This window comes from Thioclava sp. UBA3469 (assembly GCF_002378135.1).
In the GTDB taxonomy this organism is placed as follows: Bacteria; Pseudomonadota; Alphaproteobacteria; order Rhodobacterales; family Rhodobacteraceae; genus Thioclava; species Thioclava sediminum.
The window spans coordinates 1-24,968 of record NZ_DFRG01000258.1 but is presented as its reverse complement, the minus strand read 5'-3'; the positions used below and the strand labels follow the sequence as shown (position 1 = coordinate 24,968).

24 protein-coding genes and 1 pseudogene are annotated in these 24,968 nt (G+C 64.5%); 15 read left to right on the top strand and 10 right to left on the bottom strand.

Going from position 1 to position 24,968, the window contains the following annotated elements; translation table 11 throughout:
- A partial coding sequence (pnp, locus tag B3D39_RS19045) for a polyribonucleotide nucleotidyltransferase (RefSeq protein WP_286789959.1) occupies nucleotides 1-1,536 on the bottom strand: 1,536 nt, incomplete at its 3' end.
- Between the two features lie 255 nt (nucleotides 1,537-1,791).
- Between pnp and B3D39_RS19040 the strand changes: the two genes are divergently transcribed.
- Nucleotides 1,792-2,517: a hypothetical protein gene (locus B3D39_RS19040; RefSeq protein ID WP_274961956.1), complete on the top strand. Its 726-nt coding sequence runs from the start codon at nucleotides 1,792-1,794 to the stop codon at nucleotides 2,515-2,517.
- A 65-nt stretch (nucleotides 2,518-2,582) separates the two neighbouring features.
- On the opposite strand, the gene putP is transcribed toward B3D39_RS19040, so the two are convergent.
- From putP to rbfA, 7 genes are all read right to left on the bottom strand, one after another.
- The gene (putP, locus tag B3D39_RS19035; RefSeq protein ID WP_078542525.1) at nucleotides 2,583-4,028 is read right to left on the bottom strand and encodes a sodium/proline symporter PutP; all 1,446 of its coding nucleotides are present in this window, start codon (nucleotides 4,026-4,028) and stop codon (nucleotides 2,583-2,585) included.
- Nucleotides 4,029-4,319: 291 nt separating this feature from the next.
- Nucleotides 4,320-4,589: a 30S ribosomal protein S15 gene (gene rpsO, locus B3D39_RS19030; RefSeq protein ID WP_075776826.1), complete on the bottom strand. Its 270-nt coding sequence runs from the start codon at nucleotides 4,587-4,589 to the stop codon at nucleotides 4,320-4,322.
- Nucleotides 4,590-4,714: 125 nt separating this feature from the next.
- The gene (locus tag B3D39_RS19025) at nucleotides 4,715-5,743 is read right to left on the bottom strand and encodes a calcium-binding protein (protein ID WP_274961957.1); all 1,029 of its coding nucleotides are present in this window, start codon (nucleotides 5,741-5,743) and stop codon (nucleotides 4,715-4,717) included.
- Between the two features lie 88 nt (nucleotides 5,744-5,831).
- The gene (locus B3D39_RS19020; protein WP_078542523.1) at nucleotides 5,832-6,362 is read right to left on the bottom strand and encodes a DUF1643 domain-containing protein; all 531 of its coding nucleotides are present in this window, start codon (nucleotides 6,360-6,362) and stop codon (nucleotides 5,832-5,834) included.
- 79 nt (nucleotides 6,363-6,441) lie between these two features.
- Nucleotides 6,442-7,344, bottom strand: coding sequence for a tRNA pseudouridine(55) synthase TruB (gene truB, locus B3D39_RS19015; protein ID WP_274961958.1), 903 nt, complete (start codon nucleotides 7,342-7,344; stop codon nucleotides 6,442-6,444).
- Nucleotides 7,345-7,395: 51 nt separating this feature from the next.
- Nucleotides 7,396-8,145 (bottom strand): phosphodiester glycosidase family protein, encoded by a 750-nt coding sequence (locus B3D39_RS19010; RefSeq protein WP_414718039.1) that lies wholly within the window; start codon nucleotides 8,143-8,145, stop codon nucleotides 7,396-7,398.
- The gene (rbfA, locus tag B3D39_RS19005; RefSeq protein WP_078521678.1) at nucleotides 8,126-8,557 is read right to left on the bottom strand and encodes a 30S ribosome-binding factor RbfA; all 432 of its coding nucleotides are present in this window, start codon (nucleotides 8,555-8,557) and stop codon (nucleotides 8,126-8,128) included. The genes B3D39_RS19010 and rbfA overlap by 20 nt, the downstream gene beginning before the upstream one ends.
- A gap of 97 nt (nucleotides 8,558-8,654) precedes the next feature.
- Here rbfA and dapB point away from each other — a divergent pair, with 97 nt between their 5' ends.
- Complete coding sequence (gene dapB, locus B3D39_RS19000) at nucleotides 8,655-9,464, top strand: 4-hydroxy-tetrahydrodipicolinate reductase (protein WP_274961959.1); 810 nt, start codon at nucleotides 8,655-8,657, stop codon at nucleotides 9,462-9,464.
- A 78-nt stretch (nucleotides 9,465-9,542) separates the two neighbouring features.
- Here the strand turns inward: dapB and B3D39_RS18995 are convergent, their stop codons facing one another.
- Nucleotides 9,543-9,728 carry a DUF1674 domain-containing protein gene (locus B3D39_RS18995; RefSeq protein WP_078521523.1) on the bottom strand — a complete coding sequence of 62 codons (186 nt, stop codon included), beginning with the start codon at nucleotides 9,726-9,728 and terminating at the stop codon, nucleotides 9,543-9,545.
- An 80-nt stretch (nucleotides 9,729-9,808) separates the two neighbouring features.
- Between B3D39_RS18995 and B3D39_RS18990 the strand changes: the two genes are divergently transcribed.
- The 12 genes from B3D39_RS18990 (at nucleotide 9,809) to B3D39_RS18935 (ending at nucleotide 23,839) form a co-directional block, all read left to right on the top strand.
- A complete protein-coding gene (locus B3D39_RS18990) occupies nucleotides 9,809-11,080 on the top strand; it encodes an RsmB/NOP family class I SAM-dependent RNA methyltransferase (protein ID WP_274961960.1) in 1,272 nt (423 codons plus the stop codon).
- 86 nt (nucleotides 11,081-11,166) lie between these two features.
- Entirely contained in the window at nucleotides 11,167-12,888 is a 1,722-nt protein-coding gene (locus B3D39_RS18985) for a heparinase II/III family protein (protein WP_274961961.1), read from the top strand.
- A 64-nt stretch (nucleotides 12,889-12,952) separates the two neighbouring features.
- Entirely contained in the window at nucleotides 12,953-14,539 is a 1,587-nt protein-coding gene (gene purH / locus B3D39_RS18980) for a bifunctional phosphoribosylaminoimidazolecarboxamide formyltransferase/IMP cyclohydrolase (protein WP_274961962.1), read from the top strand.
- Between the two features lie 84 nt (nucleotides 14,540-14,623).
- Entirely contained in the window at nucleotides 14,624-15,103 is a 480-nt protein-coding gene (gene lspA, locus B3D39_RS18975) for a signal peptidase II (protein ID WP_152845439.1), read from the top strand.
- A gap of 71 nt (nucleotides 15,104-15,174) precedes the next feature.
- On the top strand, nucleotides 15,175-15,726 hold the full coding sequence (locus B3D39_RS18970; RefSeq protein WP_078542514.1) for a DUF3035 domain-containing protein: 552 nt from the start codon (nucleotides 15,175-15,177) through the stop codon (nucleotides 15,724-15,726).
- 93 nt (nucleotides 15,727-15,819) lie between these two features.
- Nucleotides 15,820-17,202, top strand: a complete 1,383-nt coding sequence (locus B3D39_RS18965) for a M16 family metallopeptidase (protein ID WP_274961963.1) — start codon at nucleotides 15,820-15,822, stop codon at nucleotides 17,200-17,202.
- Nucleotides 17,199-18,524 (top strand): M16 family metallopeptidase, encoded by a 1,326-nt coding sequence (locus B3D39_RS18960; protein ID WP_274961964.1) that lies wholly within the window; start codon nucleotides 17,199-17,201, stop codon nucleotides 18,522-18,524. The genes B3D39_RS18965 and B3D39_RS18960 overlap by 4 nt, the downstream gene beginning before the upstream one ends.
- A gap of 65 nt (nucleotides 18,525-18,589) precedes the next feature.
- The gene (gene mutL, locus B3D39_RS18955) at nucleotides 18,590-20,488 is read left to right on the top strand and encodes a DNA mismatch repair endonuclease MutL (RefSeq protein ID WP_274961965.1); all 1,899 of its coding nucleotides are present in this window, start codon (nucleotides 18,590-18,592) and stop codon (nucleotides 20,486-20,488) included.
- The gene (locus tag B3D39_RS18950) at nucleotides 20,485-21,663 is read left to right on the top strand and encodes a DNA recombination protein RmuC (protein WP_274961966.1); all 1,179 of its coding nucleotides are present in this window, start codon (nucleotides 20,485-20,487) and stop codon (nucleotides 21,661-21,663) included. Before mutL ends, B3D39_RS18950 begins: the two co-directional genes overlap by 4 nt.
- Nucleotides 21,664-21,724: 61 nt before the next feature.
- Nucleotides 21,725-22,837, top strand: coding sequence for an aminodeoxychorismate synthase component I (locus B3D39_RS18945; protein WP_274961967.1), 1,113 nt, complete (start codon nucleotides 21,725-21,727; stop codon nucleotides 22,835-22,837).
- Complete coding sequence (locus tag B3D39_RS18940) at nucleotides 22,810-23,427, top strand: aminotransferase class IV family protein (RefSeq protein WP_274961968.1); 618 nt, start codon at nucleotides 22,810-22,812, stop codon at nucleotides 23,425-23,427. Before B3D39_RS18945 ends, B3D39_RS18940 begins: the two co-directional genes overlap by 28 nt.
- Nucleotides 23,428-23,494: 67 nt before the next feature.
- A complete protein-coding gene (locus B3D39_RS18935) occupies nucleotides 23,495-23,839 on the top strand; it encodes a DUF3775 domain-containing protein (protein ID WP_078549499.1) in 345 nt (114 codons plus the stop codon).
- A gap of 110 nt (nucleotides 23,840-23,949) precedes the next feature.
- On the opposite strand, the gene B3D39_RS18930 is transcribed toward B3D39_RS18935, so the two are convergent.
- Nucleotides 23,950-24,636 carry a response regulator transcription factor gene (locus tag B3D39_RS18930; protein ID WP_078521549.1) on the bottom strand — a complete coding sequence of 229 codons (687 nt, stop codon included), beginning with the start codon at nucleotides 24,634-24,636 and terminating at the stop codon, nucleotides 23,950-23,952.
- A gap of 142 nt (nucleotides 24,637-24,778) precedes the next feature.
- On the opposite strand from B3D39_RS18930, the pseudogene B3D39_RS18925 reads away from it, so the two are divergent.
- Nucleotides 24,779-24,968: pseudogene (locus tag B3D39_RS18925) on the top strand (GTP cyclohydrolase II); the annotation flags it as partial.

Here is a 24,968-nt window from a genome sequence, read left to right as displayed (position 1 = left end):
GTCCATCTGCAGCGAGGTGATGCCCTCTTCGGTACCTGCGACCTTGAAGTCCATGTCGCCGAGGTGATCCTCGTCGCCAAGGATGTCGGTCAGAACGGCCCAGGAGCCATCCTCTTCGAGCACCAGACCCATCGCGACACCCGCCACGGCCGACTTCAGCGGAACGCCCGCATCCATCATTGCCAGCGAGCCACCGCAGACCGACGCCATCGAGGACGAGCCGTTGGACTCGGTGATCTCGGAGACGAGGCGGATCGTGTAGGGGAAGTCCGTCGCAGCCGGGAGAACCGCCTGCAGCGCGCGCCATGCGAGCTTGCCGTGGCCGATCTCACGACGACCGGGCGAACCGACGCGGCCCACTTCGCCGACCGAGTAGGGCGGGAAGTTGTAGTGCAGCAGGAAGTTCGAGCGCGAGTTGCCGTGCAGCGCGTCGATGATCTGCTCATCGTCGCCGGTGCCCAGCGTGGTCACGACCAGCGCCTGCGTCTCGCCGCGGGTGAACAGCGACGACCCGTGGGTGCGCGGCAGCAGACCGGTTTCCGCCACGATCGGGCGAACCTCGTCCAGCGCACGACCGTCGATGCGGCGACCGTTCTTCACGACGTCACCACGCAGAACAGCCGATTCCAGCTTCTTCATCGCGGTGCCCAGCGTCGGATCTTCGAGCTGCTCTTCGGTGAGCTGCGACTTGATCTCTTCCTTGGCGGCGTTGACCGCGGCCACGCGCTCTTGCTTGTCCGAGATCGCGTAAGCGGCACGCATCTTCTCTTCGCCCAGACCTTTGACGGTCTCGAGCATCGCCGAGTAGTCGGGCGCCTTGAAGTCGAAGGGCTCTTTCGCGGCGGCTTCTGCGAGGTCGATGATCATGTCGATCACCGGCTGCATCGCGTCATGGCCGAACTTGACCGCACCCAGCATCTCGGCTTCGGACAGCTCGTAAGCTTCCGATTCCACCATCATCACGGCATCCTTGGTGCCCGCGACGACGAGGTCCAGACGCTGCTCGGGGTTTTCCCGCAGCTTCTGCATGTCGTCGACTTCGGGGTTCAGGATGTATTCGCCATCAGCGAAACCGACGCGCGCGGCGGCGATCGGGCCCATGAACGGCACGCCCGAGATCGTCAGCGCGGCCGAAGCGGCGATCATCGCGACGATGTCGGGCTCGTTGACGAGGTCGTGGCTCAGCACGGTGCACATCACGAGCACTTCGTGCTTGAAGCCTTCCACGAAGAGCGGACGGCACGGGCGGTCGATCAGGCGCGAGGTGAGCGTCTCTTTTTCGGACGGACGAGCCTCACGCTTGAAGAAGCCGCCCGGCACTTTACCGGCGGCATAGTATTTCTCTTGGTAATGAACCGTGAGCGGGAAGAAGTCCTGGCCCGGCTTCGGTTCCTTGGCAAAGGTCACGTTGGCCATGACGGAGGTTTCGCCCAGAGTGGCGATGACCGAACCGTCAGCCTGACGGGCAACCTTGCCGGTTTCCAGCGTGAGCTCTTCTTCGCCCCACTGGATGGATTTTTTCACAACATTGAACATTCAGCGTATCCTGTCTGGGAGCTCTCACGGGCGTATCCCGTGTCTCCCGATTTGAATGGCGGCCCCATTGCCGCCGCCCCCTTATCCTGTTGCACGCGCCCGGGGGCTCGAGGCGTCACGTCTCAGATGGGCCTGCCAATACAGGAAATGAAGGGGTTTGGGAAGGATGGAGTTAGGCTTGGCGAAACTCCAAAAGTTCGCCTACTGTTCGACTTTGAGTAAGAAAACATTAACCGACTGAATTCAGAGTAGCCAATGACTTCTTCCGCACGAGACCTTTTCGAACTAGCAAGCCAGCTTAATGACGGGATGAAGAAAGGCTCCGGCGAAGCTGCTCTAAGAAATGCAGGAGTTGAAGGAAACTTCGCTCAGGTAATTTCGCGAATTGTCATGTTAACGAAAGCGACCATCGACGAATCCGCCACTGCACCGTTTCGCAGCGAAGCTCGACGAGAAGACCTCGTCAGGCGTGTTCAATTGTCCAGCGAAATTCTTTTGAACGCGCTTTCAAAAAGAGGTGGTGGCAACACGACCGGTCCTCTGGTCAGTGACATCATTTTGGAGCGCCTTCGAAGCGCAATGGAGATTATCGAAGAGAAAGACATGTCTACATCAAGGGCAAGCTCTCGCGATCAAATGATTGAAGAGACTGAAAGCTTGATCAAAGATGTTAAGGATTGGGATATTGAAGAATACGCAAAGAACACATTGCTTATGCAATTGAACAGCATAGAGCGTGTGGTTCAGATGTCAGACCTTTACTCTGAGCGAGAGCTTCGTGATCGTGTCAAAGCCGTCATCGCGGACTTTGCCGCCGAATTTTCGCAGGCTGACAAAAAATATCAGTCGCGGATGGAGCGCATGATGCTTTGGGCAAAGCGAGGCTTCTTTGCGGGAAGTTTCTTTCTCGGCCTCACAGCCGATGTCACAACTATCGCAGGCATGCTTCCTCCACCGTCGCTTCAGATCGGCAAGGACTAAGGCCTACCCAACAGTAACGCCCGCCCCTTTCGGGACGGGCGCAATGATGCTCGTAAGCTCTTCGATCATTCGATCGGGCGGAACTCGCCTCTGTCTTCGGACGCGAGGCTCACCACCACGATGGCGATGAAGGCCGCGATGAAGCCCGGGATGATCTCGTAGAGGAACGAGCCCCAACCCAGCGAAATCCAGACGATCACGGTCAGCGCACCGACGACGAGGCCAGCCACGCCGCCCAGACCCGTCATCCGCTTCCAGGTCAGCGACAGGATGATCAGCGGACCGAAGGCCGCGCCGAACCCGGCCCATGCGTTCGACACGAGGCCGAGCACTTTGCTGTCGGGGTTCGACGCGATGATGATCGCAGCGATCCCCACGGCCAGCACGGCGAGACGCCCGACATTCACAAGCGTGCGGTCCGAGGCGTCCTTGTTGAAGACGATCTTGTAGAAGTCTTCGGTCAGCGACGAGGACGACACCAGAAGCTGGCTCGACACGGTCGACATGATCGCCGCCAGAAGCGCGGCATAGAGGAAGCCCGTCACCAGCGGATGGAACAGCAGGTTCGACAGGATGATGAAGATCGTCTCCGGATCCTGCACGTCGAGTCCGTTGCGCTGCGCATAGGCGCGGCCGAAAATACCGACCGAAATCGCGCCGATCAGCGAGATCGCCATCCAGCCCATGCCGATATTCCGCGCTTTCGGCACATCGGCGACCGAACGCACGGCCATGAAGCGCACGATGATATGCGGCTGGCCGAAATAGCCCAGACCCCAGGCGACCGCCGAGAGCCAGCCCGCGAAGGTCAGCCCGTTCGTCATCGACAGGAAATTCGGGTCGATATTGCTCAGCCGGCTCGCAGCCGCGTCCACCCCGTCGCCCTGACCGGTCGTGAGGATCACGATAGGCATGATGACGAGCGCGAGCATCATGATGCAGCCCTGCACGAAATCGGTGAGCGACACGGCGAGGAAGCCGCCGATCACGGTGTAGACCAGCACGACACCCAGCGTCAGGATGACCCCGGTCATGTAGCTGCCGCCGAAGGCGCTGGCGAAAAGCTTGCCCCCGCCGACGAGGCCCGACGCGGTGTAGACCGCGAAGAACACCACGATGATCACCGCCGAAACCATCCGCAGCAAGGTCGCGTGGCTCGGGAAGCGATTGGCGAGGAAGCCGGGGATGGTCAGAGCGTTGTCATAGCGCTCGGTCTGCTCGCGCAAGCGCGGCGCCACGATGACCCAGTTCACGAAAGCGCCGACGAAGAGGCCGATGCCGATCCAGCTCTGCGTCAGGCCCGACACGAAGAGCGCGCCCGGCAGGCCCAGAAGCAGCCAGCCCGACATGTCCGATGCGCCTGCCGACAGGGCGGCAACCGCGGGCGGCAGGTTACGTCCGCCCAGCATATATTCCTCGGAGCTCGACGTGGACTTGCGCCACGCATAGACCCCGATGGCCAGCATCAGCACGAAATACAGTGCCAAGCTGATCCAGACTCCGATCTGCATTGTTCATCCTCCCTGTTACGGCACCTGCAAGGTAGTGCAGATGCCTGCGTTTTCCCGTTTGGAGGGGACGATACAGGAGGACAAGAAGCCGAACCGACCAAAGTTTTTCTAAAGTTAGGTTATTCGGCCAAAAGTACCGACTTTTGCAGCCATATAGTCCGAAACTATCAAACCAGGCAATTCACACGGAATTTCGCAAGTGAACCGCAATTGCGAGACTGAAATGTGATTACGCAAATGAAAACGCCCGCACCAAAGGCACGGGCGTTTCGAATTCCAATCCGAGGCGGATTAGCGGCGCAGGCCGAGACGCTCGATCAGCGACTGGTAACGTGCGACGTCTTTCGCCTTCAGGTAGTCGAGCAGCTTGCGGCGCTGCGCGACGAGCATCAGAAGACCACGACGCGAGTGGTTGTCTTTCTTGTGCTCTTTGAAGTGCTCGGTCAGGTTCGCGATGCGCTTGGTCAGAACTGCGACCTGAACTTCGGGGGAACCGGTGTCACCTTCTTTGGTGCCGTATTCCTTGATAAGCGCGTTCTTGTCTTCGACAGTGATCGACATCGGGATCTCCTTACATTGAGGGTTCGGGCGCAAGCCGGGATGTCGTCCAGCAAGGTCCATAGACTGCCCCTTTCGGAACAGATGCGCGCGTATAGACGCGAATCGTCTTGTTGAAAAGCCTTATTTCAAAGCGCTATGGCCTGCTGCGCTGCGAATTGCGCGGGCGTGAGCAGCGCCACGTCCTGCGCGCTCAGCCCGGCCGCGTCCAGCACCTCGGCCAGCCGAACGCCGTCGAGAAGGATCCACGCCGCATCGGGATGCGCCTCGGACGGCTCGATACTGATCTGCGGCGTGGCGGTGCCCTGCGGATCGTAGATGACCGCCAGCCGGTCCTGCCCGGCCGTGTAATCTGCGATTGTCGCAGGGGCGTTCGGATCGATCCAATCGCCCAGCGAGAAGCTATCGCCCCCTTCGCCGCCATGCAGCCAATCGCCCGAGCCGCCGAGCAGCACGTCCTCCCCTGCCCCGCCATTGAGCGTATCGGCATCGGCCGCCCCCGCATCGCGCGTCTCCGGTGTGACGCCGATCAGCAGATCGTTCCCGGCATCGCCGTTCAACTCGTCGCGCCCGGCATCGCCGGTCAGCACATCCACGCCATCGGCCCCGATCAGCGTGTCATCGTCAGCGCCGCCCGCGAGCATATCGTCGCCCGCACCCCCGATCAGCGTGTCCTCCCCGGCCTCGCCAAAGAGCCGATCCGATCCGAACTCGCCGGATAGGAGATCCGCCTCCATGCCGCCGACGAGTTCATCCTCGCCGTCGCCGCCGATCAGCGTGTCGGTCCCCGCATCGCCCCAGAGCGTATCGTTGCCGGACGCACCGAGGATCTGGTCGTCGCCGTCCCCACCCCAAAGGCTGTCATCGCCATCATAGCCGTTGATCTGATCGTCACCCGCTTCGCCTCCGATCGCGTCGTCGGAGGCGTCGCCCCAAGTAATATCGTCGCCGGGTCCGGGAGCCGGTGGCTCGACCGGATCGGTTGGCACCTGCCCCGCGCTGACCTCGGCCAGCAGCGACCCTGCGCCGTCACTCGATACGTTGGGATCCGCTTCATCCGCCGGAGGCTCATCACTCTCGGCATCCGACGAAGCCACCATGAGACCCGCCGTAGCCCCCGCCATCAGCAGGCCCAGAACACCCGACAGAAACAACATCTCTCTCACCCCCGGTGAAGATGCGAGAAATCTACCGCTGCCGGCGCGGATACCCTAGGAAACAAGCGTTAAATGCTTAACGGTTCGCTCAGCCTTCGCGGGTGAACCACAGCTCGGGCTGATGCTCATAGGCGATATAGAGCGGATGCTTCGGCGCGCCCGCCTTGGTCAGCCCGAGGTGATGCAGCGCCCGCCCGCTTTCGCGGAGCAAATCTTCCACCGCAGCGCCCCGCGCGAGATGCGCGCCATGCGCACCCCAGGCGCAGATGATCCGGTCCTCGGGGCCGCCCGCCCAGTCGAGGCTCTCGCGGATCGCCGCATCGTTTTCCGGCCCGACCGGGTCCGGCTGCGCCCGCATCACCTTCGGATCGGTCGCGCGATAGGCAAAGATATTGGTCACCCGGAACGCCCCGAAGCCCAGCGCCCGCGCGCGGCGCTCGCAGCGCTCCACGGTCGGGTCGTTCTGCACCTCGGTCGCCGTCGAGGGGTTGAGCATGATGAACAGCGCCCGCGGCTTGCTGTCATCCCAGACCCGCGTGAGCAGATAGCGGTAATTCTCGCAATCCGAATAGACCGCGATGGAGGGTGCGTCGCCTTTGATATGCTCGCGGGTGATCATCTCTCGTCCTGACCGTTATGTGCGTGACAGAGGGCGGATGCCTCCGGCGGGGATATTTGGACCAAGGCGAAGGGGCGCGTCAAAGGTTGAAGACGCGGCTCGGATGGACCTCGCCGGATTTGTAGATGCCGACGGCAAGCGGCTTGCCCTCATGGCTGACCCAGACTTCTTCGCCCCATTCGGCGTCCCCGGGAAGCACCATCCCCGGATTGCCGTTCTTCAGCCGCACCGCGCCCTCGGGCGTGGCCTTCAGCTGCGGCAGATCGTCGAGCCCCAGCTCCACGGGCAGAAGCTTCTCATCGAGCTCGGGCGTCTTGGCGAGTTCGTCGATCTCGGCCAGCGTGATCCCGTCGGTTGCCTCGAAAGGCCCCGACCATTCGCGGCGCAGCCAGAGGACGTGGCCGAGACAGCCGAGCTTCTGACCCAGATCGCGCGCGATGGAGCGCACATAGCCACCCTTGCCGCAAACCAGCTCCAGCTCGACCGTGTCGGCATCGGGACGGCCCAGCATCACGAGGCTTTCGACGTAAAGAGGCCGCGCGGCGAGATCCATTTCTTCGCCCGCACGCGCCAGCGCATAGGCGCGCTCGCCATCGACCTTCACGGCGGAAAACTGCGGCGGCACCTGTTCGATATCGCCCTCGAAGCTACGCAGCGCGGCGGCGATCTCTTCATCCGTGGGGCGCAGATCGGAGGTCCGGGTCACCTCGCCCTCGGCATCGTCGGTCTTGGTCGCAGCGCCCAGCCGCACCTGAAACCGGTAGCATTTCAGCGCATCGGTGATGAACGGCACCGTCTTCGTGGCTTCGCCCAGCGCGACCGCCAGAACCCCGGTCGCCGCCGGGTCGAGCGTGCCCGCATGGCCCGCCTTCTTGGCGCCCAGCGCCCAGCGCACCTTGTTCACCACCGAGGTGGAGGTGATGTCCGCGGGCTTATCCACGATCAGCCAGCCGGAAATGTCGCGACCCTTCTTGCGTGCCATGAGGCCTCCATATTCCAAGGGTGCGCCTGCTAGCCCAAGCGGCGCGATCCGTCAATCTCCAGCGGTGGGGGCGGCAGGCGCGATCAGCGCGACGATCGGTCCCATCGGCAGGCCCATATCCTCGCGCCCCTGACCGGGCACGGTCAGCCGCGAGATCTTGCCGTCGAGATAGAGCGCATTCGGCACCTGTATCTCGTCACGGAAGAAGCGGCCGAATTCGTGAAAGCTCACCGGCGCATCTGAGATCGCGAAATAGGCGGTCTTGCCATCGGCCGAGACCCCGACCCCGTTACGGATATTCTTCGACGTGCCATCGGCGAGGAATTTCGGATGCAGCGCGCCGTCGATCACCAGCATCGGCCCCGATTGCGTCGCATAGGTGCAGTCCTTCGGATCGGCGGCGAAGGCGCGCGATTCCGTCACTGAGAACGTCTCGCCGATGCAGAAGACCCCGTTGGGCAGCAGGCCGAAATTGCCCGGCCCTTCCGAGGTGACGATCGAATGCAGCTCTTTGCCGTTCTCGATGAACAGACCCACCGGCTTGCGATCAGGATGGTACATCCCCGCATTCATCGCGAAGACGACGCGGGCGCCTTTGGGGACGACCTCGGAAAGCCGCTCGGGCGTGCCGATCAGATTGCCGTCGGGATCGTCGAGGAACAGCTTCAGGTCCTGCCCGAGCTGGGCTTCGCAGACCGTGTAGGTCGTTCCGTCGAAGCTGCGAGCCGCACAGGGTGCGTCGGCCAGCGCAGGCGTGGCCAGCAGCATCAGCGCCGCAGCATTAGTCGCGATCGTCTTCATCGTCTTCGTCATCGTCGCGCGCAGCGATATCGCGCTGCACCGTCTCGTCCGAGAAGATCCGACGCGTCTCATCGAGACGGTCATAGGTCTCGTCCAGCCGGAAGCGCAGATCGGGGCTGTATTTCGCGGTCATTTCCTTGCCGAGGAGACGCCGCAGCTCGCCCTTGTTGCGCGCAAGCGCCGCGATCAGCTCTTTGCCGCCTTCGCCGCCCAAGGGCGTGACATAGGCGGTCGCGACCTTCAGGTCGGGAGAGCAACGCACTTCGCCCACCGTCACCGAGACGCGGTTGAGATCGGGATCATGCACATCGCCCCGCATCAGGAGGTCCGACAGCGTGCGTCGGATCAACTCGCCCATGCGAAGCTGACGTTGCGAAGGGCCATCGCCCGAGGAGAAACGGTTCTTTGCCATGGCGCTCACATAGGGCGTCTGCGGGTTTTGCGCAACGGGGGCTTTGCCAAGCCCGCCTGTGCAAGCTAGATAGCGCGAAACCGTGAAGGAGAAAGACATGAGCGACCTGCCGGGCATCGTGATCACCGGAGCGTCGGGCCGGATGGGCCAGATGCTGATCCGCACCGTGAGCGAGAGCGACAAGGCGCGCCTTGTAGGCGCCGTCGAACGCACGGGCCATGACTGGGTCGGCAAGGATCTCGGCGAGGCGATGGGCGGCGCGCCGAACGGCGTGGTCGTGACCGACGATCCGCTCGAGGCGTTTTCCGGCGCGCAGGCGGTGATCGACTTCACCGCGCCCGCCGCCACCCGCGAATTCGCCAAGATCGCGGCGCAGGCACGCCTGACCCATGTGATCGGCACGACCGGCATGGACGAGGACGACATCGCGGCGCTCGCACCTTGCGCGCGGCACGCCGTGATCGTGCGGGCGGGGAACATGAGCCTTGGGGTGAACCTTCTCACGCAGCTGACGAAGAAAGTCGCACAGGCGCTCGATGCCGATTGGGATATCGAGGTGATCGAGGCGCATCACAACAAGAAGGTCGACGCGCCCTCGGGCACCGCGCTGATGCTGGGCGAGGCGGCGGCGGAAGGCCGTGGCATCTCGCTCGAAGACAATCGCGAGTCGGGCCGCGACGGAATCACCGGCGCGCGCAAGCATGGTGCGATCGGTTTCTCGGCCATTCGCGGCGGCGATATCGTGGGCGAGCATGACGTGCTGTTCGCCGGCATGGGCGAGCGGATCATCCTGCGCCATGTCGCCACCGATCGCGCCATCTTCGCGCGCGGCGCGCTCAAGGCCGCGCTCTGGGGGCAGGACAAGCGCCCCGGCGAGTACGACATGCTGGACGTGCTGGGGCTCTGAAAGGCGCTCTCTTCCTCTTGATTCAAATATCCCGGGGGTCCGGGGGCAGCGCCCCCGGCCTCTGAGACCGCGCCGCGATCAGAAGTCGATCGCAAGGCCTTTCTTCTCCCAATCGCCGTAGCGCACGGGCTCGGGTCCGTCGCGACCGCCAAGCTCGGTCGGCAGTTCTGCCGCCTGCGCGTTCTTGCGGCGCTCCTCGGCTTCGGCGAGCGCGCGGATCGCGGCGGGCGGCAGGTCGCGGGTCTCTTCGGGCTGATCGGACATGGCGCGTCCTTTCTTGTCTGTGGATCGGGGCATGATATAGGCCCGTGCTTAAGCCGCAACAAGCCAGGAAGCCGCAGCCCATGTCCAGACCCGACCCCGCGCGCCGCGCAGCCCTTGGCCTGATCGTGGGCGTTCTCGAGGATCGCGAGAGCCTCGCCGAACAGATCGGGGCGGAAGCGCTCGACGGGTTGGAGCCTTCACAGCGTGCCCGCGCCCAGCGCCTCGCCACGACGACGCTGCGCCATCTGGGCCGCGCCGACCGGATCATCAAACCGCATCTGCGCCGCCGCACGCCAACGGATGTAATGGCGATCCTGCGGTTGGCCACGGTCGAGCTGCTGGAAGAAAAGCAAGCCCCGCATGGCGTGGTCGATGCTGCCGTGACGCTCGTGAAATCGGCCGGGCCGAAGCTGCAAAGCTTCTCGGGGCTGGTGAATGCCGTGCTGCGCAAGGTCTCCGAGGAAGGCAAGAAATGGGCCGCGACGCCTGCGCCGGAAATGCCGGGCTGGCTGCGCGGGCGTGTGATGTCGTCTTTCGGCAAGAAGGCCGCGCAGGCTATGGAACTCGCCCATTTGGCGGGCGCACCGCTCGATCTGAGCGTGAAGGACGATGCCGCCGGTTGGGCCGAGACGCTGGGCGCGACGCTTCTGCCGACGGGATCGCTGCGGCTGACCGATCCGGGCAAAGTGTCCGAGCTGGCCGGTTTCGAAGAGGGCGCGTGGTGGGTGCAGGATGCCGCCGCCGCGCTGCCCGCGAAGCTGCTGGCCCCTGAGGCGAGCGCACGCGTGCTCGACCTGTGTGCAGCCCCCGGTGGCAAGACGCTGCAACTCGCCGCGATGGGCGCCGATGTCACCGCGCTCGATATTTCCGAGGCGCGGCTTGAGCGGCTCGGGGAAAACCTCGACCGGACGCAGATGGAGGCCGAGATCGTCGCGGCCGACGCGCTCGAATGGGAGCCTGACGCCCCCTTCGACGCGATCCTGCTCGATGCGCCCTGCTCGGCCACCGGCACGATCCGCCGCCATCCCGACCTGCCCTTCATCAAGGACGGCGCCTCGATCAAGCCGCTCTTCGCGTTGCAGGAACAGCTTCTGGATCGCGCGCTGCAATGGCTCAAGCCCGGCGGCACGCTGGTTTATGCGACCTGCTCGCTTCTGCCCGAAGAGGGCGAGGCGCAGATCAAGGCCGCGCTCACCCGGCATCCGGACCTCACCGTGATCCGTCCCGACCTGCCCGGCATCGAGCCGGACTGGATCACCGAGGAGGGCGGGCTGCGGCTGCGGCCCGATTTCTGGCCTGATCTCGGGGGGATGGACGGGTTCTACATGGCGCGACTGCAACGCTCTGCGTGAACCGACCGCCGAGGCGGTGACAGCGCGCCTGCCTCCCAGTAACGTGACCGCATTCCCCGACAGAAGGGCATGCAAGCGGCTACGGAATGGGTAAGGACAGACCCCGATCATCGGCAAAATTCGGCACGGCGCTGAACCGCCTTGCTGCTGCGCGCGCAGGCCGTGCGCAGACGGCGACCGGATTCGTCAGCCAGCCCGAGCCGCGCACGATCGGCTCTTACGCCAAGGGGCGGCAACTCGTGCAGGGCAACTTCCTGTTTGCGGGCTCTCTGATCGAAGGTCCGGGGGTCAACATCTGGGATCTGCCGATCCCCGGCCCGGCTTTCGAGGATGCGCTGCAAGGCTGCGGCTGGCTCGACGATCTCGCGGCGCTGGGCACCCGCGAGGCGCGCCTGCGCGCACAGGACTGGGTCTTCGGCTGGATCGACCGCTTCGGCGACGGCAGCGGTTCGGGCTGGACGCCGGACCTGACAGGCCGCCGCCTGATCCGCTGGATCAACCATGCAATCCTGCTGCTGAACGGACGCGAGCGCGAGGATGCTGATCGCTTCTTCCGCGCGCTCGGCCAACAGACGATCTTCCTGTCGAAACGCTGGGCGGGCGCGGCCTGCGGGCTGCCGCGGTTTGAGGCGCTGACCGGGCTTGTCTATGCGGGGCTCGCGCTGACCGGAATGGAGCGCCATGCCGACCCCGCGCTGGAGGCCCTGTCGCGCGATTGCGCGGCGGAGATCGACGCCGAGGGCGGGATCGCGACCCGAAACCCCGAGGAACTGCTGGAAATTCTGACGCTGTTGAACTGGGCAGCGGAGGCGTTGCAGACGGCAGGACGCACGCCGCCCGGTCCGATCCTCGACGCGATCGCGCGGATCGCCCCCACCCTGCGCGCGCTGCGCCATTCCGATGGGGCGCTCGCGCGGTTTCACGGTGGCGGGCGCGGACCCGAAGGGCGGCTCGACACGGCGCTTTCGGCGACCGGTATCCGCAGCGTCCGGCGCGAGCCGATCGCGATGGGCTTCGTGCGGATGCAGGGCGGGCGCGGCTCGCTGATCATCGACGCGGCGCGACCGCCGCAGGGCGAGGCCTCGGCCAATGCCCATGCCTCGACGCTGGCCTTCGAGCTGACCTCGGGACGTCGCCCGCTGATCGTCAATTGCGGGTCGGGTGCGCAATTCGGCTCGGACTGGCACCGCGCAGGCCGCGCCACCGCCAGCCATTCGACCCTCTCGATCCGAGGCTATTCCTCGTCCCGCCTCGGCCCCGAGCGTCTCTTCGGACGGGCCCCGCGCGCCTATCTCGACAAGACGCCGAAAACCGTCTGGTTCAAGCCCGACGATCTGTCGGAGACCGGGATGATCTTCGGCCATGACGGCTATGCCGAGACCCATGGCATGTCGCATATCCGCGAGCTGGACCTGTCCGTCGACGGGCGCGAATTGCGCGGCCGCGACACGCTCGGCGCGATGACCCCTGACGACATCGACCGGTTCGACCAGATATTCGAGCGTGAAGGTCTGCGCGGCATTCCCTTCGACATCCGCTTCCACCTACATCCCGATTGCGACGCGGCGCTCGATCTGGGCGGCACCGCCGTCTCAGTTGCGCTGCGCACCGGGGAAATCTGGATTTTCCGCCATGACGGGGTCGCCGATCTGGCGCTGGAACCCTCCGTTTACCTCGAAAAGGGGCGCATTCGCCCGCGTCCCGCGCAACAGATCGTGCTTTCCAGCAAGGTTCTGGACCGGGCTTGCCAGATTGGCTGGACCTTTTCGCAAGCACGCGATAACTCCACGGCCATCGACGCGCCCTGACCTTGGGGCAGATCCCGAGGATGGCCCTGGGCGCCCCTGACCTGAGCCTTGCGAGGAGCTGCCCGTGACCCGCCCGATCCCCCTGACCCGTGCGCTGATTTCCGTTTCCGACAAGACCGGACTGGTCGACTTCGCCCAAGCGCTCGCTGCGCGCGGCGTCGAACTTCTCTCGACCGGCGGCACCGCCAAGACCCTGCGCGAAGCCGGTCTCAGCGTGCGCGACGTCGCCGATCTGACGGGATTCCCGGAGATGATGGACGGCCGCGTCAAGACGCTGCATCCGAAAGTGCATGGCGGCCTGCTGGCGCTGCGCGACAACGAAGAACACCTCGCCGCGATGGAAGCGCATCAGATCGAGGCGATCGACCTGCTGGTGGTGAACCTCTACCCGTTCGAGGAAACGGTCGCGAAGGGCGCCGATTACGACACCTGCATCGAGAATATCGATATCGGTGGCCCGGCGATGATCCGGGCCGCGGCGAAGAACCACGCCTTCGTGTCGACCGTCGTGGATGTCGAGGATTACGCCGCCGTTCTGGAAGAGCTCGACGCGAATGACGGCGCGACCTCCTACCCGTTCCGCCAGCGCCTCGCCCAGATCGCCTATGCGCGCACCGCTGCCTACGATGCAGCCGTCTCGACCTGGATGGCAGGCGCCATCGGCGAGCAGACCCCGCGCCGCCGCGCTTTCGCTGGTCAGCTTGCCCAGACCCTGCGCTATGGCGAGAACCCGCATCAGCAGGCTGCTTTCTACCTCGACGGCACGAACCGCCCCGGCGTCGCAACCGCCAAGCAGCTTCAGGGCAAGGAACTGAGCTACAACAACATCAACGACACCGATGCCGCCTATGAGCTGGTTTCGGAATTCGGCACCGAGAAACCCGCCGTCGCGATCATCAAGCACGCGAACCCCTGCGGCGTGGCGACCGGCGAGACCGTGATCGAGGCCTATAAGCGCGCCTTCGACTGCGATCGCACCTCGGCCTTCGGCGGCATCATCGCGCTCAACCAGACGCTGGACGCGGCGACCGCCGAAGAGATCACCAAGATCTTCTCCGAAGTCATCATCGCACCCTCGGTCGACGAGGCCGCGAAAGAGGTCATCGCGAAGAAGAAAAACGTGCGCCTGCTGGAAACCGGAGGCCTGCCCGACATCACCGCACCGATCACGACCTATCGTCAGGTCGCGGGCGGCTTCCTCGTGCAGGACAAGGACAATGGCGTGATCACGCTGGACGACCTGAAAGTCGTGACCGAGCGCCAGCCCTCCGAGCAGGAACTCAAAGACCTGCTGTTCGCGTGGAAAGTCGCGAAACACGTCAAGTCGAACGCGATCATCTACGTCAAGGACGGCGCGACCGTCGGCGTGGGCGCGGGCCAGATGAGCCGTGTCGACTCGACCCGGATCGCGGCGCGCAAGGCTGAAGACATGATGGAAGCCGCCGGTCTGACCGAGACGCCCACCAAGGGTTCGGTCGTGGCCTCGGACGCGTTCTTCCCCTTCGCAGACGGTCTGATCACCGCGGCCGAGGCAGGCGCCACCGCGATCATCCAGCCCGGCGGCTCGATGCGCGATCAGGAAGTGATCGACGCGGCGAACGAGCGCGGCCTCGCGATGGTCTTCACCGGAATGCGCCATTTCCGCCACTGATCTGCCGGTATCTTTGCGTAGCCCGGTAGATACCGGGCTGCGCCTTCTGGCATGAAGACGTGACGAGAAACAAACGAGGGCCAGATGCGGCTAGCAGCGAAAGTGACAGCGGGCGTCCTGCTCCTCGACCAGGTGTCGAAATATATCGTCGTGCAGGGGATGCATCTCGATCAGCGCGGCGCGATCGACGTGGTGCCCCCCTATCTCAACTTTCGCATGGCGTGGAATCGCGGCGTCAATTTCGGCCTGTTCTCCGGCGAAACCGACTGGATGCGCTGGGTGCTGATCGTCGTGGCGCTGGTGATTTCGCTCTGGGTCTGGGTCTGGATCGCGCGTGAGCCGCATTCGCGCCGGGTGAATATCTCGGCCGGGCTGCTGGTCGGCGGTGCGCTTGGCAACGTGGTCGACAGGCTCGTCTATGGCGCGGTGGCGGACTTTCTGAACATGTCGCTACCGGGTTGGCAGAACCCCTATTCTTTCAACGTCGCCGATGTGGCGATTTTCCTCGGCGCGGTCGGTCTGGTGCTGTTCACCGGCAAGGACCATCGCGCCAACGACGGCTAGCCTGTTTTTCGCAGGTGACGACGCTCCAATGTTGCGTTAAGACGGGGGCGGAACTGGCAAGGGAGTGGTTCATGCAGGCGAAGATCGGCACGCTCGGACTCGCGTTTACAGCGGTACTGACGCTGGCTGCCTGCGGCAATTCCCGCGATCCCAGCCTGATGAATCTGCGGTCTTCGCACCAGGGCCCGGACGAATTCGGCGTGATTCCGACGAAGCCGTTGGAGATGCCGGAGAACCTCGATGCGCTGCCGCCGCCCACGCCGGGTGGCAAGAACATCACCGATCCCACGCCCGAAGCCGATGCCGTTGCCGCTCTCGGTGGCAATCCGCGCCGCCTCGACGAGACCGGTCAGGTCCCGACCTCGGATCGCGCGCTGGTCTCCGCCGCATCGCGCTACGGCAGCCAGTCGGGCATCCGCCAGACGCTTGCCGCCGAGGATTACCAGTGGCGCAAGGATCACGACGGCCGCCTGCTGGAGCGTCTGTTCCAGGTCTCGGTCTATTACAAAGCCTACAAGCCGATGGAGCTCGACCAGTCGGCAGAGCTCGAGCGCTGGCGTCGTCTCGGCGTCGTCACGCCCGGCGCACCGCCCTCGGGCGAAGCGCAGCGCGCGGTCAAGTAATCCGAAAAATCATCACGAGAACGTCACCGGCGTTTGCACGTCGGGCGAGAGTGCTTATCTTCGCCCAAACTGTGTCTTGTGAGGAGTTGGGCATTGCGTGCATTTCTGTTCGCCCTGCTAACATTGGCAGGTCTGAGCCCGGCGGTGGCCGGTGACGTCTCTACCTTCGAGTTGGAAAATGGCCTGAAAGGCGTCGTGATCGAAGATCACCGTGCCCCGGTCGTGGTCCATATGGTCTGGTACAAGGCCGGATCGGCCGACGAGAAGCGCGGTAAATCCGGCATCGCCCATTACCTCGAACACCTGATGTTCAAGGGCACCGACACGATGGCGCCCGGTGAGCTGTCGAAGACGGTCGCGGCCAATGGCGGCTCGGACAACGCCTTCACCAGCTACGACTACACCGCCTATTTCCAGCGCATCGCGGCCGACCGGCTGCCACTGGTGATGAAGATGGAAGCGGACCGGATGCGCAATCTGCGGATCTCGCCCGATGATGCGAAGACCGAGCTGCAGGTGATCCTCGAAGAGCGTGCGCAACGCACCGATTCCAACCCGCGGGCGCTGTTCAACGAACAGGAGCGCGCCGCCCAGTTCCTCAATTCGCCCTACGGCACGCCGGTCATCGGCTGGCGCAAGGAGATGGAAGGGCTGACGCGGCAGGACGCGCTCAACTGGTATCACGAATATTATGCACCCAATAACGCGGTCCTCGTTGTCGCGGGCGATGTGAAGCCCGACGAGGTAAAGGCGCTCGCCGAGAAATATTACGGCAAGCTGAAACCGACCGAAGACCTCAGCCCCCGCGCCCGCCCGCAGGAGCCGCCGCAACGCGCCTCGCGGCACCTGACCTTCGAGGACCCGCAGATCGCCCAGCCCTATCTGGTGCGCAGCTACCTCGCCCCCGAACGCAATCCGGGCGACCAGAAGCGCGCCGCCGCCCTGACTGTGCTGTCCGAGATTCTCGGCGGCAATCAGGCGACCTCCGTGCTGGGCCGCAAGCTGATCTACGGCGACGGCACCGCGATCTATGCGTCGAGCTATTATGACGGCATGTCGATCGATGCGACGACCTTCAATCTCTCGGTGATGCCCGCCAAGGATGTGAGCCTCCCCGAGGCCGAAAAGGCGCTCGACACGGCGCTGAAGCAATTCCTGAAGGAAGGCATCGACCCCGAGCAATTCGCCCGCATCAAGACGCAGGTGAAGGCCGCCGAAATCTATTCGCGCGACAACACGCAAGGCCTCGCGCGGCGCTATGGCGAGGCGCTGGCCTCGGGCTTCTCGGTGAAAGATGTCGAGGATTGGCCGGATGTTCTGACCTCGGTGACGGAAGAGGACGTGATGGCCGCCGCCCGCGACCTGTTCCAGAACAAGGACTCGGTGACGGGCTATGCCAAGCGCCCCGATGACGCCCCCACCGAAGCTGCGGCCCCCGCCGCACCGCCCGCGCCTGCGCAGGAGATCACCCAATGATCCACACCCGTTTCCCGATCACAGCGCGCCTCGTGATGGCGTCGCTTTTTGCCTTCGTGCTGGCGCTGCCTGCCCGTGCGATCGACATTCAGCAGGTCACCTCGCCCGGCGGCATCAAGGCGTGGCTGGTGGAGAATCACGACATCCCCTTCACCGCGCTCGACATCGCCTTCCGCGGCGGCGCGAGCCTTGATGCGACCGGCAAACGCGGCGCGATCAACCTGATGACCGCCACGCTCGAAGAGGGCGCGGGCGAGAAGAACTCGCAGCAATTCGCCGAGGCCGAGGAAGCGCTCGCCGCGCAATTCGGCTTCGACGTGGGCGACGACTCGCTCGATATCTCGGCCCGGATGCTGACCGAGAACCGCGACAAATCCGTCGATCTTCTGCGCGAGGCGCTGGTCAATCCGCGCTTCGATCAAAGCGCGATCGAACGCGTGCGCCAGCAAGTGCTGGCCGTGATCGCATCTGACAAGCAAAACCCCAACGACATCGCGGCCGAGAAATTCCGCGAGATCACCTATGGCGATCATCCCTATGGCAGCTCGCTCAACGGCACCGTCGAGAGCGTGAAGGGCCTCACGCGCGAAGATCTGTTCGAGGCCAAGGACCGCGTGATGAGCCGCGATCACATGGTGGTCTCCGCCGTGGGCGACATCACCCCGGAAGAGCTCGGGCCGATGCTCGACAAGCTGCTGGGTGATCTGCCCGCCAAGGGCGCCGACATGCCGCCCCCCGCCGACCCCTCCTTCAAGGGCGGCGTGACCACGGTCGATTTCGACAGCCCGCAATCGGTGGTGATGTTCGGCCAGAAGGGGATCGGCCTGAAAGACCCCGATTTCTTCGCGGCCTATGTGCTCAACCAGATCGTCGGCGCGGGCGGGTTCTCGTCGCGCCTAATGGACGAGGTGCGCGAGAAGCGCGGCCTGACCTATGGCATCGCCTCCTATATCGTCGACAAGGATCTGGCGAAGACGTGGCAGGGCAGCTTCGCCTCCGCCAATGAGAAGGTCGCCGAGGCGATCTCGGTCGTCAAAGAGCAGTGGCAGAAAGCGGCGACCGGCAAGGTTACCGACAAGGAGCTGGAAGACGCCAAGACCTACCTCACCGGCGCCTATCCGCTGCGCTTCGACGGCAATGGCACGATCGCGGGCATCCTGACTGGGATGCAGCTCAACGACATGGCGCCGAGCTATATCGACACCCGCAACGACAAAGTGAACGCGGTCACGAAGGACGATGTCCAGCGCGTCGCCAAGCGGATCCTGAACCCCGACAACCTGACCTTCGTGGTCGTCGGACGCCCGCAGGGCCTGAACTGATTTGGCTGGGGATAGCTGGCGCGAATCTCTTTAGATGAGCGCCGCGCCATGCTATCCCTAGTGGAATGAACCAGCACAACCGCAATATCGGCGCGTCTGAGCGCCCCGTGATCCGGCAGCTCGATGACGCTGCGGCAAACCGCATCGCAGCGGGCGAGGTGGTCGAACGTCCGGCCTCGGCGGTGAAAGAGTTGGTGGAGAACGCACTGGATGCAGGCGCGTCGCGGGTCTCGGTGGAATATTGCGACGGCGGCAAGACGCTTATCCGCGTGACCGACGACGGCTGTGGGATGACCGCCGAGGATCTGCCGCTGGCGCTCTCGCGCCATGCCACCTCGAAAATCGATGGCTCGGACCTTCTCAACATCCACACTTTCGGCTTTCGCGGCGAGGCGCTGCCCTCGCTTGGCGCGGTCGGACGGCTGACGATTACCTCGCGTGTCGATGGCCTCGACGCCTTCCAGATCAGCGTGGCGGGCGGCCAGATCGGTCCGGTGAAACCGGCGGCGCTGAACCGGGGCACAGTGGTCGAACTGCGCGACCTGTTCTTCGCCACACCCGCGCGGCTGAAATTCATGCGCACTGACCGGGCCGAGGCGCAGGCGATCGCCGACGTGATGAAGCGGCTGGCGATGGCCGAGCCCTATGTCAGCTTTACACTCACCGATGTCTCGAACGGCAAATCGCGCGAGATCTTCCGCGCCGATGGCGAGCAGGGCGAGCTGTTCGACGCGCTCTCGGAACGACTGGCCCGGGTGATCGGGCGCGCCTTCTCGGATAACGCGGTGCGGATCGATGCCGAGCGCGAAGATATACGCCTGACCGGCTACGCGGCGCTGCCCACCTATTCGCGTGGCGCGGCGGTGGAGCAGTTCCTGTTCGTCAATGGCCGTCCGGTGCGTGACAAGCAGCTGACCGGGGCGCTGCGCGCGGCCTACATGGATTTCCTCAGCCGCGAACGTCATCCCGCCGCCTGCCTGTTCCTGACCTGCGAGCCCGAGCGTGTCGACGTCAACGTCCACCCCGCCAAGGCCGAGGTCCGCTTCCGCGAGGCCGCGACCGTGCGCGGGCTGATCGTGACCGGGCTGCGCCATGCGCTGGCGCAAGCCGGGCATCGGGCGTCCTCGACAGTCTCGGATGCGACTCTCGGCGCGATGCGCCCCGAACCGACCGCCGATCAGCCACCGCGCATTTACCAGATGGATCGCCCGAGCCTCGGCGCGATGCGCTCTTCCTACTCCGCGCAGGCGCCGCTGCCCGATCCGGCCTATCAACAACCGTCCTACCCGCAGCCGTCCTTCCAGGAGGCCCCGGCGCCCAGCTTCGACTACGCACCCTCGGCGCGCGCAGAGGCCGCGGCGCCCGCCGAAGCCGCGCTGACCGAGAAGCCCTTGGGCGCGGCGCGTGCGCAGGTGCATGAGAATTACATCATCGCCCAGACCGAGCGCGGCATCGTCATCGTCGATCAGCACGCCGCGCATGAGCGGCTCGTATATGAGAAGCTGAAAGGCCAGATGGCCGAGAATGGGGTGCCCGCGCAGGCGCTGCTGATCCCGGAGATCGTGGAACTCAGCCAAGGCGACGCGTCGCTGCTTCTGGAACATGCCGACGCTCTGTCGCGCCTCGGCCTCACCATCGAACCCTTCGGCGGCACTGCGATCGCCGTGCGCGAGACCCCCGCCGTTCTAGGTGAGATCAATGCCGAAGGGCTTCTGCGCGACGTGCTCGACGAGCTGTCCGATCTGGGCGACAGCCAGTTGGTGCAGGCCAAGATCGAAGCGGTGCTCAGCCGCATGGCGTGTCATGGCTCGATCCGCTCGGGCCGCCAGATGCGCGCCGACGAGATGAACGCGCTGCTGCGCCAGATGGAGGCCACGCCCCATTCCGGCCAGTGCAACCATGGGCGTCCGACCTATGTCGAACTGAAGCTCAGCGATATTGAAAGACTGTTTGGCCGCACATGATCCAGCTTGGCGATATGACCCTGACCCTGAACGACCCGCTGACGCTCGGCCTTCTGCTCGGCAGCGCGGCACTTGTTATCCTGCTGATCCTGATGGTCGCCATGCTGCGTGCGGCGGGCCGTCAGACCCGTGCGATGGACCCGATGGTCGGCCAGATGAACCTTCTCGCTCAGCGGGTGCAAAGCCTCTCGGACGGGCAGCAACAGCTGTCCGGCGGGCTGCATCACGTCTCCGAGGCGCAGGCCGCGAGCCAGACCAAGGTTCTCGCTCTGATGGAGCAGCGTCTGGCCGAGGTTTCGCGCGGCATGTCGGAAAGCCTGCATGGCACCGCGACCCGCACGGCGCGCTCGCTTGGCGACCTTCATCAGCGACTGGAGGCGATCGACAAGGCGCAGGCCAATATCGAGAAGCTTTCCGGCAATGTGCTGGGCCTTCAGGACATCCTGTCGAACAAGCAGACCCGTGGCGCTTTCGGGGAGATTCAGTTGCACGATATCGTCGGCAAGGCGCTGCCCTCGGACAGTTTCACGATGCAGGCGACCCTTTCGAACGGGAAGCGCGCGGATTGCCTGATCCACCTGCCGAACCCGCCCGGCCCCATCGTGATCGATAGCAAATTCCCGCTGGAAGCCTATGAGGCGCTGCGCCGCGCCGACACGCAATGGGAGCGCCAAGAGGCCAGCCGCGCGATGAAAACGGCGGTGCGCGCCCATATCAAGGCGATCTCGGAGAAATACATTCTCGAAGGCGAGACGGCGGACGGCGCGCTGATGTTCCTGCCGTCCGAGGCGGTCTACGCCGAGCTGCACGCGAATTTCCCCGAACTGGTGCGCGAAGGCTTTGCCGCGAAGGTCTGGATCGTCTCGCCCACGACCTGCATGGCGACGCTGAACACGATGCGCGCCGTGCTGAAGGATGCGCGGATGCGCGAACAGGCGGGCGCGATCCGGAAAGAACTGGCCGCGCTTTATTCCGATGTCGACCGGCTCGGCACCCGTGTCGAAAACCTCGACCGGCATTTCGGGCAAGCGGCGAAAGACATCTCCGAGATCAAGATCTCCGCCGAGAAGGCCGGGAAACGTGCGCGTCGCCTCGACAATTTCGATTTCGAGGAGCTGGCCCCCGATACCGCCGCACAGCCGCTGCTTGTCTCGACCGCCGAAAAGAAGGTCTAAGCGGCGCCAAGCGTCGCTTTTCGGCTGCGTGACCCTTCGGAGATTGGCATAGAGTGCGCCCATGAGTGACGAGGTCCGTTTCGACAGGGGGCCGGACGGTCGGCCCTGCCGCTTCCGCGACCCCCATGAGGTCATCCGCGCCGATGCGCCGGAGGATCTGCCCGCAGCTTTCGCGGCGATCACGCGCGCGCAGGCCGAGGGGCGCTGGCTGGCCGGGTTCGCGTCCTACGAGCTGGGCTATTGTCTGAGCGAACGCCTCGCACCGCTCCTACCCGAGAACCGGGATTTGCCGCTGCTGGCCTTCGGGGTTTACGACGCGCCCGAGGATGTCCCGCCGCCGATCTCGGAGAACGCGCCGCAGATTGAGCTGGGCGAGCCGCTTTGGCCCGAGGCGCGCTATGCCGAGGCCTTCCGGGCGGTCCACGACTATATCGGCGCGGGTGATTGCTATCAGGTGAACCTGACTTTCCCGATCCCCGTGACAAGCGACGCCGCGCCCGAGGCGCTATACGCGGCCCTGTCCAGCGCGGGCCAAGTGCCGCACGGGGCCGATGTCGCGCTGGCCGGGGTGCGGCTGCTGTCGCGTTCGCCCGAACTATTCTTCCGGGTCGAAGACGGCAAGATCGTCACCCGACCGATGAAAGGCACCCGCCCGCGCGGGGCGACACCCGAAGAGGACGCCGCGCTGAAAGCCGATCTGATGAGGGCCGAGAAAGACTGCGCCGAGAACCTGATGATCGTCGATCTGCTGCGCAACGACATCTCGCGGATTTGCGCGCCGGGCTCGGTCAAGGTGCCGCGCCTCTTCGAGGTCGAGACCTATCGCTCGGTCCACCAGATGATCTCGGAGATCGAGGGCGAGCTGGTTCCCGGCACCGACCTGCCCGAGATCCTGCGCGCGATGTTCCCCTGCGGCTCGGTCACCGGCGCGCCAAAAATCCGCGCGATGGAGATCATCCGCGAGCTGGAGCCGGACCCGCGCGGCATCTATTGCGGCGCGATCGGCTGGACGGCGCCCGATGGCCGGATGGAGTTCAACGTCGCGATCCGCACGCTGATGCAGACCGGCCCCGGCCAATGGCGAGTGAATGTCGGCGGCGGGCTGGTCTATGATTCCACCGCCCATGGCGAATATGAGGAAGCGCTTTGGAAAACCCGGTTCCTGAAGATCTGAAGCTGATCGAGACCTTCGGCTGGCAGCCCGGCGAAGGCATCCGCCGCCGCGCCCGCCATATCGCGCGGCTGACCCGCGGCGCCGAACAGCTTGGCTATCCGCTCGACGGAGAGAAACTGACGGCGGCCCTCGCGACAGTTTCCGGCGACAGCCCGCTGCGGGTACGCCTGACCCTCGACGCCCAGGGCACGATCGAGATCACCTCCGCGCCCCTGACCCCGACAACCGCGTGGCGCCTCCATATCTCGGGCATCACCCTCGACAGCAACGACCCGATGCTGCGCCTCAAGACCACGGCGCGCGCGCCCTATGATGCCGCCCGCGCCGCCCTGCCCGAGGGCGTGGACGAGGCGATCCTGCTCAACGAGCGCGGCGAACTCTGCGAAGGCACGATCACCAATCTCTTCCTGAAACGCGACGGGACCTACCTGACCCCGCCCTGCGCCAGCGGACTACTGCCAGGCATCCTGCGCGAGGAGATGCTGGAGACAGGGGCCGCCCGCGAAGCCGTCCTGCAGCCCGAAGATCTGGCGCAAGGCGAGGTCTTCATGGGCAACTCCCTGCGCGGCCTGATCCCCGCGCAGTTGTGATGCGACACGCAAACGCTTGCGCAGGTCGTGCAATGGCGAGATGATGAGCCCAAGAACGGAGGCAGCCATGCTCACCATCAGCCCGGCGAAAATCGCCCATGTCATCATCCGCGCGCGCAAGTTCGACGCGGACGTGCCCGGCTCGGGTCAGGCCCGCGAGCTGCGCGCCTTCATCGCGGCGCTGAACGAGGATGAAAAGGCATCGCTGACCGCGGTGATGTGGATCGGGCGCGACACCTATGACGCGTCGGAACTGGACGAGGCGATCGCCACCGCCAAAGCCGAAGCGACCGCGCCGACCGAGGATTACCTGCTGGGCAATCCGATGCTGGCCGATCATCTCGAAGACGGGCTGAACGCGCTCGGCATCTCGCTCGAAGAGGCCGAGGAAGACATCTACCCCACGGTCTGAGCCGCGCGGCGACCATCGGAAACGACAAAGGCGGCCCCCGTCGGAGCCGCCTTCTTCATTTCCAACCTTGGCGCGCGTCACACAGACCATGCCGCGCAAAGCGCCTCGGATCAGGCCACCAGACGATAGCCGCCCGATTCCGTCACCAGCAGGCGCGCATTCGAGGGATCGGGCTCGATCTTCTGACGCAGGCGATAGATATGCGTCTCGAGCGTGTGGGTGGTGACGCCCGCATTGTAGCCCCAGACCTCGTGCAGCAGCACATCGCGCGGCACCACGCCGTCGGTCGCACGGTAGAGGAACTTGAGGATGTTGGTTTCCTTCTCGGTCAGACGCACTTTGCGGTCCTTGTCGTCCACCAGCATCTTCATCGCAGGCTTGAACGTATACGGGCCGAGCTGGAAGACGGCGTCTTCGGACTGTTCATGCGTGCGCAGCTGGGCGCGCAGACGGGCCAGAAGCACCGGGAACTTGAAGGGCTTGGTCACGTAGTCGTTGGCGCCGGAATCGAGGCCGAGGATCGTGTCGGCATCGGTGTCATGGCCGGTGAGCATCACGACCGGGCATTTCACGCCGCTCTTGCGCAGCTTCTTGCACAGCTCGCGGCCATCGGTATCGGGAAGGCCCACATCCAGCACGACGAGGTCGTAAAGCGTCGATTTCGCCTTATCTACCGCTTCGTGACCATTGCTGGCCTCGAAGACCTCGAAATCATCGGTCGCGACGAGCTGCTCTGCGAGCGCCTCGCGCAGATCGTTGTCATCGTCAACCAAAAGGACCTTCTTCAATGATGCCATGTCCTGAGCCTCCATATGTGTTCGACGAATAGCTGTTGCCCTTTCACAGCGATGGCAAGGGTGGTGAAACCTATCTCACGCTGACGTGTCGAATCACCGGGAGATATTTCAATTTGTTACAGTCGAGGCTATCTCAGAGCGCATGACCGGCAATTTTTCCCTCGGGCCGAGCCCGGCTGAACGACTGAATCGCGCCCGCGCCGATCTGCGCATGGGGCTGCCCGTTTTGCTGTCCGATCACCTCACCGTGGCGGTCGAGACGCTCTCGCCCGAGCGGCTGGCGGCGTTGCGCGCGCTGGGGCCGCTGACGCTGGTCCTGACCGCGCGCCGGG